Source organism: Pseudomonas sp. On1 (assembly GCF_033783325.1).
Window position 1 is genome coordinate 80,525 of the sequence record NZ_JAWPOA010000001.1, and the last position, 14,449, is coordinate 94,973.

Genomic DNA, 14,449 nt, shown 5'->3' on the forward strand with positions numbered 1-14,449 from the left:
TGGTCTAATAGTGGGTTGGGAGTGCCCCTCAGTTGAGGTTCCAGCACATACCCGGGAAGCCCACACTGACCATCGGCATGCTTCCGTCAGCGTCAAACTGGTCATCGCCGTCTGGCGACATCACGTTCACCGTCGGTTCTCCGTCCTGGATGTCGACCATCACCATTACATGCTCTAGGTCGGTACCAGGTTTACGACCCGTGATGTAGACCGCTTCCCGGGATACGTAGGCTGTGAGTCGAGCTCGGAGCCTGTCAGCCCCGAATTGTCCTGCCGCAGGTGCCAGAGCAACCATGGCCCCAGAGACATTCAAGGCCATGTCATGGCGAACCTCAAATTCAAGGTTCCCTACCCGGGCCTGGCCTCTGGTGCTCCATGCTTCTCCGCGGAATTCATAGGAGCAGTAGCCAGACTCACCAAAAGTTACTGGTTGGTTGAGTCGAGCTTTGAACTGCTCCAGCGCTAGCTTTTCCACTTCCTCTGGGTGGCAGTGACTGGGCACACGCACCTTCACCGTTCCGTTGAGGTTTACCGGTACCTCGATTGTCTGAAACGCATCGTCGTTGTCACGCATAGAACTACTCCTGTGGCTGATGATGCGCATTTTGGAGATGTTCACGTGTGCCACCAGCGTGACCGAAAAAGAGGCACCCTCGAGACACTATTAGGACAAGGAAAATGAGGATAGAAACGTGGAATCTCAGATTTTGGGCGTCATCGGATCAGTGCTTCTTCTCGGTGCCATAGCCGCCCTATGGATCGGTCGACTGAATAGTGCCGCGGGGAAGGCTTCAGCTGGCGAAGAAGCGCATAGCAGTAACCACCATCTGGACGAAACACTTCCAGCAAAGCCGAAAATCAACATGGTTCCCCATGTATCTGCTACGCCGAACCAGACTTCACCTACAGAGCCTGAACGAGTGATCGAACTGGCGAAAGCGGAAGTACGTGTGGAAGAGCCCGTACTCGTCACCAGGCCGGAGGTGGATTGTGATGATGCAGCTATGAACCTCCAGCTAGCAGACCAGCTACTGATTGTCGGTGACTTCGAAGGTGTGGCCGAGTACGCCAAGCTCGTCCTTGAGATGGATACCGCATCGGTAAGGCAACGCGATCGAGCTCAGATCCTATTGAGACGAGAGATGGCTCGTTGAAATTTCATTACCGTTACTGCCGCTCGTACATGCCGATCAACTCGAAACGCAATGAATCCTTCATCATCCGTCACATCAAAGCCTGGTGAGCTGCGCCATACGCAGTTCTTCTTCGACAGCTGGATCAGACTTACTCCCACGACTAGGCAGAACTGATCTTCGTCCACCGCGTAACTGTGGGCCAATCGCACATTGGATTCCGGCATTTTCAGAGTGAAGTGGACATCGCCATCATCCATCAAGTCAGCGCCGATGAAGGTGCCAAGAACTCCAAAAGCCTCGATCTCAGCACCGTACAGAGGCAGGCTCAAATTACTCATTCCAAAATCTCCAGCAGACATTCTGCGTGCTCACTTTCTCTCAGCTTTTTCAGGGCCTCACATTCGATCTGACGTACCCGCTCCTTCGAAACACCCATGATCTCGGAGAGGGTCGCAAGAGTCTGGGCTTCCGCTCCTCCAATTCCATAGCGTGCAACCACTACCTGCAGTTCCCGCTGGTTGAGAACGTCCCCGAGCACCTCAGTTATGTAGCCGGCGGCATCCTCCTCCATCACCTCCTCAACAAAGCTGTTGTTCGAGTCCGCGAGCAGATCGTGCATCCCCTCCGCCTCTGAACTGCCACTCTCCTGGAAGGTGGAGTCAATAGACATGGGCTTTCCTACACCCACGAAGTAGAGGAGATTCTCGACGTCATCCATCGAGAGTCCACAAACCTTGCTCAGGTGCTTTTTGGATGCATTCGGTTGCTCCTTCAGAGCAGCTGTAAGCTTGCTCAAGGCTCCATGTGATCCTTCGGGCAAACGGATCAGCTCCTGTTGGGTGAGGTCACGCAGGATCGTTTGACGAATCCAAGTCATGCCCAGTGTCGAAAATTTGAAGCCCATCTCCGGTGCGTACCGGTAGATGCTTCTCACGAGGCCCAGTTGAGCTGCTGAACGGACTTGCTCGAGGTCTGTGGCAAAGCGATACCCAGAGACGATCTGGTCAACCAGGCGCATATTCGCATTGGCAAAGAACCCTACGGTCTCGTGAACAACCCGCTCGGCAGAGTTGAATCCCTCCAAGGCGGCCAGCAGCTGCTCGGCCGGCATATCTGCAGTCGACGCCGCAGAAAGGATGCCCCGCTGCTTTTCAACGATCTCTTGGCGCAGCCGGCGCAACTCTCTCTGAGGATATAGTTTCAACTCGTAGCCCCCAGAGAGCATCAGACCAGGCATCAGCTTGGGTGACGTCCATTTCCCGTTGATGATTCTTGCGACCTTGGAACGAGGAAGGCGAACCTCCTCTGAGATGTACTTCACCAGGGCTTTGCAGAGGCTGGACAGCTCCTTGCACTTGGTTCGGAATTCTCCCGCCGCGCGGTTGAGGATGAGGTCGTAGGGCAGGATCTCCAGAACCTTCTTCTGGATTTCGTCTCGGACAGCCGCCACGAACAGATCGTCCTCGAAGCTGGGAAGAGCGAACGCTTTCAGTTCCGCAATCAGGGTCTGGATGGTGTTCAGCTTCTTGCGAAGAATGGATGCAAACTCACTGTCAGGAATTGAGCCCGCGCGAACCCATGCTCCGTCCTGGAAGATCAGTGCGGCGGCCTTATCGACGCTATCGTTCTCGCCAATGGAGTTCCAAATGTCGGTCACCAGCCCTTGGAGAATGCTGGTGTCGCTCGAAATTGCTTTCAGCAGGCTGAGTTGGCCAAGAATGATGCGGTAGCCCAGGGACTGTTCCTGGCTCAGAGAAAGCAAAGCCTTGGGGCCTTCCAAAGAAGGCAGGGCAGGGAGTGATTTAGGCAACAGGAAGCCCTTACGGGCCTCCTGGTTGACTATGCGGCAGTCGAACTTAGTGTTGGTGCCTTCAGTCAGGTTAGAGCGATCGGTGTGGCTCATTTCTTGCCCCTTCAGAGGTCCGCCTTACAGGCGAACCGGCATGAGTACGAATTTCTGATGGGGGCAGTCTTTGGCCTTAATGAGCGTGCCAGAAGCAGGGCCGGAATAAAAAAGTTGCAGGTCGGTGCTGGATACAGCTTTAAAAGCTTCCTGTGCGTAGCGACTGTTGAACCCAACATCGAAAGGGGCCGCATCGAAGTCACACGGCAGCAGGTCTTCGGCTTCTGAAAGGGCATCATTCGACACAGAGACGACCTCGACCGTTTGTTGGCAAAACTTGAGGCGGACTGCCTGGGACTTACCATCCGAGAGGAGACTGACACGAGCAACAGCGCTCGTAATCGCATCACGGTTCAAGTTGATCAGTTGACCAGTCTCTGCACGCTCAATGAGAGCGCTGTAGTTAGGGAAGGCCCCGTCGACAAGGCGGGAGGTCATGGTCCCATTGACTGCGGTAAAACTGACCAGATTGCCAGAGTGGGTGATGGTGACGTAGCCGTGGCTGGCAAAACCGGCAACGTCCTCAAGGCATGCAACAGGCAGAATGAACTTCATGGATGAGCTTTTCTCGATCTGGAGTTCTACAATGCCCATTCTGTGTCCGTCGGTGCCCACGAGCGTCAGCTTCCCTTCTGAGACCTCGAACAGCATCCCGTTCAGGTACTGACGCACATCGTTCCGGGCAACGCAAAATGCGATACCACGGATGCCGTCCCTCAAGGCATGCGACTCGATAGTCAGTGCCGTTTGGAGCTGGCCATCGGAATGCAAGGCCTTGGGGAAAGAAGACGCAGGCAGGGTGGCGATGCTGAATCGTGAGCGTCCACAGGTGACAGTGGCTTTCTCCTCGCCCACGGATACAGTCACATTACGATCTAGGGGAAGAGAGGAAACGATTTGTTCGAATTTGGATGCCGAGATGCAGACGGAGCCAGCTTCACGAACGATCAGGCTTGGGTCCTGCAGGTGAAGGCTCATCTGCTGGTGGCCATTGTTCGCCGTTACATTGAGGTGGCCATCCTGAACATCGATCAGGAAATTGCCGTTGATATCCCCGGCCTTCCTAGATGCGACACGACCGCACTGTTTGAGAATGGCAGCTAAAGGTGCAGCCTGGACAGTGAACTTCATGGGAGTCTCCTTCTGAAAGATGCTCCCATTTACGGCGATGCGCGGCTGTGCCAGAACCAGTACAGCATGTCCTATCTGGCTGAAAAACGCCCATACGTGTAGAAGCCAGCTACGGACTGGAGTACAGAGAGTTATCCGCCGAGTTATGCACAATTCCTGGGGAAAAAGGTCTAGTGCGAATCGCGGAGGAAGTCAGCTAACCGGCTTGCGACCTCGGTGCGATTGGCTTTGAAACTTGTCTTTTGGGTGAAGCGAGATGCGTCGACCAGCATAGAAGTGACCATCGCCCGATTCCCGGTGTTTCGGTAGTACCGCGCCACCACCAGATAAGCCCGCAAACGTGCCGAATCAGAGCTGAACTGGTAGAAGTCATCGGGTATGGGGCGGTACCCATCGATGACCTGGCCGACAAGATTGAACAGCTTCAGGTTATCCGCAGACCTCACCCCTGGAATCCCATCAGCGGCCCTGACCAGGAAATCCCGAGCATCGAGTTTTAACCCCTGCGACAGATAGGTGATTGCCATTTCTGTAGCTGGTTCAACCCCTGTCTCTGGGTCTTTGGCAAAAAAAGCAAGAAGGTGGTTTTGGAGAGCTGAGGATCGCTCCAGATCTCCCTGAGCGAGTAACACCTGCAGCCGAAGAAGCAAAGCATCCATGTAAGCTCGCTCATCGTCTTTGCTTAATACATCCAGGGCTTTACCAAGGGCTTTGTCATCCTTGGCCTCGGAAGAGATCTGCACGATCAGCGAAAGGGCATAGGTACGGGCGTCCTTCCCATCGATCTGTTGGGCGGCGGATAGTGCATTCCGAAATCTTCCCTGCTGAGCTTCTTGGACTGCTGCGGAGGCTTCTTCCCAGTAGAACCCTTTGGCAGTGCAGGAAAACGCCTCTACTGAGGACTGAAGCGATTTCAGAGCCTCTGGGAACTGACCTCCTGCAATTCGAACCGCAGCGGCGGCTCTCCACATAGCGTCATCACGAATCGTACCGCCAGGAGCTTTCTGTAGGTGGGCCGAGATCAGGTCCGCAAGACATACCTTGTCAGCAGTTTTGTAACAGTACGCAGCGGGCCTATCCGTTACCCAGCGAGGTTGTTCAACCGCGCACCCTCCCATGAGTATGGGGAACAGTATGACTCCCAGATTCCGGGCCTTCACGCTGGCAGCTCGACCTGGTGGGCAACAAGACCGGTTTCGCATGCTAAATCGTATGCTGCTTGAGCAAAGGAAGCTTGGCCATGGGTGCCCAGAAGAAAGACATGGGTGGCCTGGCTGATCGCGTTCTCTGCAAACTCCGCTGCGCTTTGGGCCCGCGGAAGAAACCGCAGCGGAATGTAGCGTCGTGCTGCATACGCAGCAGATCGCATGGATACCCCACCATCCGCCGAGACGATGACTTCGTCTGGCTGTCGGACGTTGAAGATGTGATCGAGCACCTCGTCGAAAGACGAATTCCTCAGGGCATCAGGCGAATCGTCTCCGGCGAGCAAGACTTTCCGCAATGGATCGCCAGAATGGAGCCGCTCGTATATCTCTTGAATCGCCTCATTGACCAGGCCAACAGGGCACTCACATCCCGGATGTGTTACGAGCGGCACCATTGAATCTTTGTGCTGTACCAGTTGCATCCAGAGCCCTGCGCGGACCATTGGTACTTTGATCTCATCCCAGTCCGGTCGGCGGACACCTTGGGTGATCCCTGCTGTTTCGAGGATGAAGTCATCGCGGTCCTCGATACTCAGGATGTACCGACGGTAGCCTTCGTCCAAACCGCGGAATTTCTCTGCCTCAATGAAGTGCATGAGAGAGAGATAGGTCTCCACTTGCTGGCCTTCGCTGCACATATAACCCTGAAACGGTCTGTGCTCGTATGGGTCTAAGACTGGCGGTGTTTCAATATCCATCATTGATCATCCTCTTCAAACGATGAAGTCGTTCCCGAAAGCCCTGGACACCTGCTGCCGTCGGGTACTGCTGACACATATCCTCCGCTCGTTCCATGAGCTGTTCCAGCCGAAACGAACCGCTGAAATCTCCCCGGACTCTCTGATCCACATGCCGCAGCCATACTCCCCGGTCGCTTGGCGATAGAGCGTCAGGCTGGTACCTGCCAAGCAACCGGTTTCCGAGATCCCGAAGTCGGCGGTCAGTGCCAGTTAAGAGGAGGTCCTGCCAGGATTTGAACCCCGAAGAATGCAGCTGGCGCATTAGGTCGAGGTCAGTTGAAGGGAAATCACCCGCCCACATTCGGTGGTCAACGTCAGCGGGCTGTGCGTTTAGCTGCAGCACTGGTTCATCCCGCAATCTGCCCACCAGGTGTTTCGCTGATGTCAGGCGCTGGATGTTCGCCTTCACTGCGGAGATATTGATACCCAGGCGCTTAGCATCATCCGGTCGAATTGCGCTCAGCGGGGCCACGAAGGGAATTCGGGACATACTGATGTGGAAAAGCGGCGCGGAGCGGTCCCCTTTGTTTGCCCTAGACAAATGCTGGAGTGACTCCGTGGAGTCTGAGCATAAGCTTGAAAGGTCAGCCTCTAAGTCCACCATGCAGATCAGGTCGGGATAACTCACGTCAGCTGCCACTGGCATAGCGAGGATTGCTCCACGATTGTCGGGGAGCGAGGGGTGGACCATCACCACAGGCTTCACACTTCGCAGGTCCCAGACTTCACCTCCATCAAGGCCCAAGAGTGCCTTGATCTGGGCAGGAGAGCTGACTGTGACGGCATGGTGGAGAAGCTTCGGACTCGCTTCCGAGATTTTGGAAAGAACCTCTTTGACCCGAAGTGCCCGGTTCTCAGTGCCGAGTCCCGCGTCCCACATGAGGAACTGGTAGAGGCCGGCTGCTCCACCTGTAAGCGTCTCAACATCCCAAGGGCATTCTCCTGGACGGATCAGGAGAATTGCTCGAAGTAGTACATCCAGATCGAGGAAGTGGGCAGTGTCAGGTACGCCCAGGCAGGGGTACGGGAGCAGATTCCGGTAAAACGATGCTCGAATGAATGGATCGTGCCTTGTCGTTGACCCAAAGGCTATATGGAGAGTGTTTGGTCGGGTGAAATCCGCGAAGACCCTCCTGGCCCACTCTACTTCGCTGCAACCCTGGTCGAACGCCAGTAGGGCCAAGTCACTATTCATCACAACATCAGGATCGAGGTATACGTCGTCTCGGAGCTTGATGTTGGTAGTTGAGAGGTCTACCGATCCTCGGGCTGGATAGACCGCCGAGTCAAAGCGAATAACCTGGCCCTCGGTTGGAGAGCGCCCGGCAGTGACTGTGTCGTAGAAGTGTATGGTTGGCATGAGTTCTTCACCTGGTTCGCCCTAATAGTGGGGACCAGGTGCCCCTGAACTGGCTGCCATGGTTCATCATCGAGTAGAAGCTCCGACCAAGGCCTTCGCTGGAATGCTGGAATCTGCTCGATATACTCGGGAGGAGTTAGTTAAAGAGGTGGCACGAGTTGAATGGTGGCGGTTCCATTGCCCTGGTTTGCCTGGATGGCCGAGTGCATATTGCCTCGGTGCAGGCGGATGTGCTTGCGGCGAATTCAGTTGCAATCTGCGGGGATGAACTGGAGGGTTCTCCTGAGATTGCCTATGTGGACACTGGCGACCTGCCCCACCTTCACACGTTCACAATCTGCCCTCGCTGTACTACGGCGTATTTGCGCTCAGGATATCGGGAGCGGATACTTGCCGCGCTCCCGGATCAGCCTGCCGACGTATCACCACAGGCTGCGCTGGAGGCCATGTATGTCTCCCACAACCAGCTCACACTTTTCTGAGTTTCGATACCTTCCCTTTCTTGCCTGTTGCCTTTGTCTGTTTTGCCGCAGGTGGAGGGAAGGGGTAACTCATCTGCTCTCCTGTGCCCAAGTTCAGCACAAGCCAATGCTTGGACGTTTCACCATTACGCAGTAGCTCCCACACGATGCCCATCCCTGCCGTGGTCACCGCACGGTTCACAAGGCAGTCCTGAGTACGAATAGACTCGGCTGCTGAGCAAGATTTGGTGTGGTCATCTTTCAAAGTGGGGATTTCCGGGTAGGCATCGAGGACATTCGGAAAACGGTCGCGCATGACTTTGTTGATACCACCAAAAACCACCTGACCATGACGGTGTCCATTCCCGAGGTCGAGCCACATGCAGTTATGTTTGACCGCTTCGCAGGCGCCGATGGCCACACGGGCCGAGGGTAGGTCTACTGCTGAAATGATGAGGTCAGCATTGCGGATAGCGTCATCAGTTGCGCGAGAGGGGAAGCGATAGGGCAGTCCTTCCCATTTCATCCCCAGCAGCAGGTTGTATCGATTGGCCAGACTGATTGCTTTGTACTGGCCGAGGTCGCAAGGCCAGAAGCGCTGACGTACAAGATTCGGTTCGCGTACAACGGAGTCGTCGATGATGGTGACATGCAGGCCATGCTTGTGCCCGAGCGAAATCATGGCGTGATGGAACTGGGCGAGGCAATCCACTACTTCGCTGCCGTTCCCACCAGCCCCGATGACGACAATTCGTGGTGCGCTCGACAGCCAAGAGTCTGGAGTCTTGAAGCTGATGGTTTCCGGGATCAAATTCTGAACGGCCCCCATGACTCAACCCTCCCCATTGATTGCTGCTTTGAGGGTCAGAGGCTTGCCTTTGACTTCCGACAGCTTGAGGCAACGGTCAGGGAACTTCTTCGCTTGCTTGGCGGAAAGGTCGCGGTAGAACTGCACCAACTCGTTGAAGTCCTTGATGCCCTTGAGGGGGGTAACCCCTCCGCCGTGAGTATTCGTGCTCTCCAAGACAAAACGCTGCCAGGTGGGGATGTTCTCGATCAGGATTTCTCGCGGCAGATTGACGTTACCGGAGCAGAATGTGCCGTTGTTATAGGTATTGCCCAGCGGAGCGAAGTGCAGTTCAGTTTCCGGCGTCGGACGGCTCTTGCCTTTGTAGGCATAGCAGCGCAGCACACCGCCAGCCAAGTAAATGAGGCCGGGGATTGGTGCTTTGATAATCTCGCCACGGAACGGGATTTCCAGCACCTGGGGAGCGGTGTACCACACCAATTTGTTGCGGCCCCGCACCAGCAGGTTCTCAGGCAGGAACTCAATGCTGGGTTCTTCTTCACGAAGGAGGTCGATCAGCACCTCCTTGTCCAGGCTCGAAAAGGCTCGGCCAGCACCAAGGGTGAAGGTTTTCCCCCCGTCCAGTGGCAGGACCTCATGGCTGGTGATATCCAGTCGATGGGTTTCGACGTGGCGATGGATGAGCATGGCGCGGCATTCGACTTTTTCACTGAGCATGATCGTTCCTTAGAGAGCTTGGGTGAGGCGGCTGAGCAGCGTTACGCACTGCTTGGTTTTCCTAATTATCGGTATGGTTTGTTGTGCCAGAAGCTTCGCATCAAGAGGAAGGGTTAGCTCCAGCCCCCCGATTCCGCTCACTCTTTCATCGAACCCGTTGCAGGCTTCCTCTTCAAGGTCTTCATATTCTCCGCGTATCGTTACAACCAGCGTTTCGAAAAGTCCTACCCCTTCTTCTGCAGAACTCTCAAGTTCGTGCTCACTTATCGCTCGACTTTCAGCTTGTGCGTAGGTAAGGCAAAGCGCAAAAGCGTCCTTTATGACCTCAAGTACGGGCTTGAATTTGCTGCCTGCGTTGATTGAATCCTGAACCTGATCGATCAGCTCCTGTATCTCGATTGGGTGATTGGAATTTTCCGAGTGGGTCAACGTGAAATGCGTGCGGCGGGTTAGACCATCCATTTCTTTCAGTTGGTGAGCAACCTTCTCGATGCAATCCTGGTCGCGGTCGTCCCCTTCTATGCCCATCATCCATGACTCAAAAGGGAACTTATCCTCAGGGGTTTCCATTAAGTAGCTTATGAGTTCATCTAAAGAAGAATTCTGGATACGCTCCTTAATTGCGCCATAAGCGTCCGCCAGCCCATGGTTGTCGTAGCTGTAAACACCCATGAAGCTGGAAGGCGTGTGGAAATGAACAAGGTAGGTGGTCATGGCGTCTAGTGCTTTGAACAGGAAGACTGCTACCTCTCGGAATTCCTCGCAGTCCTCTGATGGCAAAGTCAACTCGTAGCGGTTGAAAAACCTGGCGCTGATGTAGAAATTTGCCCCATTAACACCGAAATTCAGCCAATTCTTCACATCCGGGCAATCGGCAGTAGCCAAATCAACAAGGCTTTGCTCGACCTTCTGCATGAGGTGGTAGGCACAGTTGGGGCCGAGGGCGACCAAGTCCTCTACCGACTCAGCAGTGAAGAGTCCTGCTTCGATGCACGCCAGCGTGGTTTGCGCTGCGGGTTGGAGTTCGTACGCTGGGAATCCAATGAGCTTGGTACGTCGCTTGACTCCAGGAATCAGCCCGACCTTTGAGAACCCAATTCGGGATTCAATGGCCCCGATCACCTCGTTGGTGACCAGGTGCAAGCCATAGTCGTTTGGATAGGCGTTGAGCCAATCCAACTCCTTGTCACCGATCAGGCCGCCTTCGTGCGCATCAAGACAGAAGGCAGCATGGCTCTTGCGATCTACAAGGTGGCTGTATTCGCCAAAAGCGCGGCTATGGGCCTCCCGCATGGCCGTGGTGACCTGCGGGAGAGCCAGAGGGCTCAGCGCGGAACTTGGGAATTGATAGTTCCGGGAGAAGCTGGAGAGTTCAAGAGCGCCCATAGCCGCCTCAACTGTTCGTTGGATAGATCGTGGTCGGGGTTGGTCGGGACGGAGCGGGCGGAGGAGTCTCCGTCCGCCCACGCCATGAGGGTGGAGAGGGCGTCCTTAACCCTTGTCTCCGAAGCTGGCTTCACGGAATTCATAGACATAGCGGTCGCCCTCAGAGATAGGTTCAACAATCTTGGCGCCTACCAATCGTGGGAACTGGCGGCTGTAGTGCTTCAGCACGTCGCTCGGCTCCATGCTCGGATCGGGATCGTCCAAGTCGCGCCCGGCATAACGGAACACTCGGTCCAGGGTGACGATTGCGATGCTCATCGTGTCGCTCCTCAGAATCGTTCAGCGAGATTGGCGAAGGGGGCGGGTGCCGCCGCTTGGGACGGAGCTGGGGAGGTGGACGGCTTGGTTGCCGGCTCAGAGCCACTTTCCAGATCGGAATCGTCGCTGTCGTCCTCTGCAGCAGCGCTGTTCCCTTTCGCGGCGGTGGGTGCGCTAGGAGCAGGCTTCGCTGCTTGCACTGCCGCCTCGCTCAGCTTGCGGATTTCGTCCAAGGCGGACATGCCGTGGTTGACTACTTCCGCATGACTGCGGACACGCTCGAACAGCGCGGCTTCTACTTCTTCCGGGGTGCCCGACAGCATCATCGGCTTGGCGATGGCTGCGCGCAGTTTGATCTCGGCTTCGGAAGCCTTTGCAGGAGTGGGGCCGATGTTCGCACTCAGCACCACTTTCACACGGCCTCCTTCGAGGCCGGAGACGTCGATGTTGATGCGTTTGTTGCTGTCGGTCAGCGCCTGGCTGATAGCGGTGAAGAAGGTGTTCATTTGGGCGGCTCCTTGGTTTCGATGAGCTTATTGTTAGGCCGAGCGACGTGTGCCAGAACCGGCCTGAACAGAAATCTCAAATGCTTCGGGGAGATACCCGGACCAAGAGAATTCTTTGAATTCCAGTACCGCTTTGATCAGGGTGTCTGTTTTCTCGGTCGAGAGCTTGACGAAAGCCTTGTCGCCGTGAACCTCGTTGTACTTAGCCTCGAATCCCGAGCGCTTGCAGTCCGCGATAATTCCCGCTTTCACAAGAGATTTGAGGTAGTTCTCGCTCATCTGGAAATATTCAACCGGCTGCATGCCTTCATGCTTGATGTAGGCAATCGACTGACTACCCGGCAGCGATTTCTCGAAAGAGTCGGCGCTATCGTTACGGAAGGTGGTGCAGGAGGCGAGATTGGTCAGCAGCTCCAGCAGCTCGGACTCCTCCAGCTTGGCCAGTTCTACCTCCACATTGCAGCGGCTGCTGTCCAGCATGGCTTCAGGCATGCCCAGCTTCTTCTTGATCCGGTTGGCCAGCTCGTGAGGCAAGCTGCTGCGCATCTCCAGGTACATGCTGACGACGGCGATGGCCAAAGCGAGCCTGCGATTGCCTTGAACTGCCTTGGAACCCATTTGGCCATAGAGGTTGAATGCCTCACGGCGGATGGACTTCTTCAACGCCTGCGGTTGTGCAGGCTTGTCCTTGCTCTTGCCCGCAGCTTCTTTCGATGCCGGAGTGGTGGCCGAGGTAGTTTTGGACAGCGGTTCAGTCGAGTGATTGTTGGCCGGCTCATGGGTGTTTTGCTGCCCAGCCGCTTCTGCGAGTGCGGCCTTGTAGGCTTCACGCATGTCCTTGTTGCAGTTACGGTTGAAGCAGTAGCCTCCTGCAACGGTCCCTTCTTGACCCGCAGTGGTACTCACGACGGCCCCATAGTTGGAGCAGGACAGGCAGGCCGTGATCTGGCTATCACCAACGCCATTCGGCCCTTTCGCTTCCAGTTGGACATAGCCGTCCTTTGGCAGTGTCAGGTCGGTATGCACTACCCCGAATTCGTCGCGGGCCTCGATGAGCTTGACTTCGATCAGTTGGCTAGTTTTCTGGTTCCAGCAGGTGGCGTTCTGGCATTTGGCACCGGCTACTGAGGTGGCGAACAGGTCCACGTAAGCCGCCGAGTTGTGGCGGCACGACGCGCAGTCCTTGGTGTCGAAGCGAGCGGACGAGATATCGCGGGCAATCGTAAAGAGCCGGTCCTGGGTGTCTTTAACCGTTAGATTCTGATCGATGATCTTGGCCAGGATGGGTGCCTGCTCGCTTTCCACCAGACGGCACAGCAATTCAGCGTGGCCGATCTTGATTTGACCTTGTAGCAGAGCATCGCGGACTTCCGGGCAGGCGCGGGAAAGCATGATCCGACTATCGAGGCGGGTACGGGACCAGCCGAGCAGCTTCATCACCTCCGTGTGATCGTTGCCGCAGTCGGCCAGAACAACAACGGCATGCTGTGCTTCTTCAATCGGGGTCAAATCCGCACGTTGCATGTTCTCGATGGCCGCGATGATCCGTGCTTGAGCCTCAGTGAGGTCACGGATGATCGCTGGGATTGTCAGGAGTTCCAGATCGACGGAAGCCTGCCAGCGGGTGTTGCCTGCAACCACCTCATAGTCGAACTCGGGCTCATCAACCGGGCGGATGATGATCGGCTGCTGTACCCCATGCTGACGGATGCTCTCCTTGATCTGAGAGTAGAGAGCGGTGTTCCGGCCCTTACGGGGATCGACTGTAGGGTTGCGGCGAATGCGGGCAACAGCTACATGCTGCATATCGGCCTGTTCTGCGGAGGCTGCGTCATGGGTGGAGATGTGCTGAATCACGGCGGTCATGGTGAGTGCCTCTGTGTGTTTGCGATGGGCAAACTTTCAGGGGTGTCGGTGTGTGGCAGAACCGGGCCGCAATTATTTTCCGCAGGGCAGGGCCTAGCGGTTTGGGCTTTGATGTCCCCGCTTCCAAACCGATATGGAGGGTTGAACTTATCGGCGGCTGGATGGCTTCCGTTGCATGAACTCGGGAAGGATGACGCCTGAGAACGCTTCCTCATCGAGGAGCGGGAAATCGTCTATTCGCTTCCGGATGTGCTCGCCCCAACGATTTATCGCGGCCATCTGCTTTGGAGTGAGCATCCAGAAACGGTGGAGGTGCGCTTGCATCTGCTCCAGGAACTCGCGTCGATCCTTATTCGTGTGCTGAACAGCCTCCACCAGCCAGTGGTTGAGGCCAATGCAGCGTTTGACGTTGATTGGGCTCAGGACCGATTTGTTGGCCGCCGCGTTACGCATGGCGCCGCCGATCTGCTTGCGGAGATCATCTTCGATCTCTCCGCTTTGTTTGTGCTCCTCGTGAGCCAGCTTCAATACCTTCGATACAGCGAACTTGAAGCCGTTCATTGCTTCACATCGGAGGCGAACGTATTGCACTACCTCGTCTATTGGCGGGAGAGGAGGGCGTTGTGGACTAGACGTTGGTGATGTTCCAGCCCCTATCTTTGGAGTTGGACATGCCGGTGATGGGCCCGATTCGTAGTGCAGCGCTGGTTCGTCAGCCACAACCAGTAGGGCCAGCCGAGATACATCAAGCAGCCGCTCTTCCGGCTGCCCTAGATGCTTCTTAGCGCAGCTGGGGCCAGCGAATGCTTCGGTACCGTCCTCATCGGTGATGACGATGCCCTTTTCACTGTGCAATGGCCGACGACAAAAAGTGCAGATGGCCAGAGGAGGGAGGAAGTCTCTACGCAA

The 14,449-nt window shown here is 55.7% G+C and carries 15 protein-coding genes; 1 reads left to right on the forward strand and 14 read right to left on the reverse strand.

The window, feature by feature from the left end:
- Positions 1 to 28: 28 nt before the first annotated feature.
- Entirely contained in the window at positions 29 to 619 is a 591-nt protein-coding gene (locus R5C80_RS00380) for a hypothetical protein (protein WP_319049647.1), read from the reverse strand.
- A gap of 73 nt (positions 620 to 692) precedes the next feature.
- Between R5C80_RS00380 and R5C80_RS00385 the strand changes: the two genes are divergently transcribed.
- Positions 693 to 1,154: a hypothetical protein gene (locus R5C80_RS00385; RefSeq protein WP_057382975.1), complete on the forward strand. Its 462-nt coding sequence runs from the start codon at positions 693 to 695 to the stop codon at positions 1,152 to 1,154.
- On the opposite strand, the gene R5C80_RS00390 is transcribed toward R5C80_RS00385, so the two are convergent.
- The 13 genes from R5C80_RS00390 to R5C80_RS00450 form a co-directional block, all read right to left on the reverse strand.
- Entirely contained in the window at positions 1,121 to 1,474 is a 354-nt protein-coding gene (locus R5C80_RS00390; protein WP_319049648.1) for a hypothetical protein, read from the reverse strand. The two genes, R5C80_RS00385 and R5C80_RS00390, sit on opposite strands and share 34 nt — an antisense overlap.
- The gene (locus R5C80_RS00395) at positions 1,471 to 3,039 is read right to left on the reverse strand and encodes a sigma factor-like helix-turn-helix DNA-binding protein (RefSeq protein ID WP_319049649.1); all 1,569 of its coding nucleotides are present in this window, start codon (positions 3,037 to 3,039) and stop codon (positions 1,471 to 1,473) included. Before R5C80_RS00395 ends, R5C80_RS00390 begins: the two co-directional genes overlap by 4 nt.
- 24 nt (positions 3,040 to 3,063) lie before the next feature.
- Positions 3,064 to 4,170 (reverse strand): DNA polymerase III subunit beta, encoded by a 1,107-nt coding sequence (gene dnaN, locus R5C80_RS00400; protein ID WP_319049650.1) that lies wholly within the window; start codon positions 4,168 to 4,170, stop codon positions 3,064 to 3,066.
- 170 nt (positions 4,171 to 4,340) lie between these two features.
- Positions 4,341 to 5,141 (reverse strand): hypothetical protein, encoded by an 801-nt coding sequence (locus R5C80_RS00405; protein ID WP_319049651.1) that lies wholly within the window; start codon positions 5,139 to 5,141, stop codon positions 4,341 to 4,343.
- Between the two features lie 185 nt (positions 5,142 to 5,326).
- Positions 5,327 to 6,079, reverse strand: a complete 753-nt coding sequence (locus R5C80_RS00410; RefSeq protein ID WP_319049652.1) for a hypothetical protein — start codon at positions 6,077 to 6,079, stop codon at positions 5,327 to 5,329.
- Positions 6,066 to 7,478: a hypothetical protein gene (locus R5C80_RS00415; RefSeq protein ID WP_319049653.1), complete on the reverse strand. Its 1,413-nt coding sequence runs from the start codon at positions 7,476 to 7,478 to the stop codon at positions 6,066 to 6,068. Before R5C80_RS00415 ends, R5C80_RS00410 begins: the two co-directional genes overlap by 14 nt.
- Before the next feature lie 468 nt (positions 7,479 to 7,946).
- Positions 7,947 to 8,768 (reverse strand): PRTRC system ThiF family protein, encoded by an 822-nt coding sequence (locus R5C80_RS00420; protein ID WP_319049654.1) that lies wholly within the window; start codon positions 8,766 to 8,768, stop codon positions 7,947 to 7,949.
- 3 nt (positions 8,769 to 8,771) lie between these two features.
- On the reverse strand, positions 8,772 to 9,464 hold the full coding sequence (locus R5C80_RS00425) for a hypothetical protein (protein WP_019437335.1): 693 nt from the start codon (positions 9,462 to 9,464) through the stop codon (positions 8,772 to 8,774).
- Positions 9,465 to 9,473: 9 nt separating this feature from the next.
- Complete coding sequence (locus R5C80_RS00430; protein WP_319049655.1) at positions 9,474 to 10,850, reverse strand: hypothetical protein; 1,377 nt, start codon at positions 10,848 to 10,850, stop codon at positions 9,474 to 9,476.
- 105 nt (positions 10,851 to 10,955) lie between these two features.
- Positions 10,956 to 11,168, reverse strand: coding sequence for a PRTRC system protein C (locus R5C80_RS00435; protein ID WP_010792614.1), 213 nt, complete (start codon positions 11,166 to 11,168; stop codon positions 10,956 to 10,958).
- Between the two features lie 11 nt (positions 11,169 to 11,179).
- Positions 11,180 to 11,674, reverse strand: coding sequence for a PRTRC system protein E (locus R5C80_RS00440; RefSeq protein ID WP_319049656.1), 495 nt, complete (start codon positions 11,672 to 11,674; stop codon positions 11,180 to 11,182).
- Between the two features lie 33 nt (positions 11,675 to 11,707).
- Positions 11,708 to 13,540 (reverse strand): PRTRC system ParB family protein, encoded by a 1,833-nt coding sequence (locus R5C80_RS00445; protein ID WP_319049657.1) that lies wholly within the window; start codon positions 13,538 to 13,540, stop codon positions 11,708 to 11,710.
- Between the two features lie 147 nt (positions 13,541 to 13,687).
- Positions 13,688 to 14,101, reverse strand: coding sequence for a hypothetical protein (locus R5C80_RS00450; RefSeq protein ID WP_209419070.1), 414 nt, complete (start codon positions 14,099 to 14,101; stop codon positions 13,688 to 13,690).
- Positions 14,102 to 14,449 lie beyond the last annotated feature (348 nt).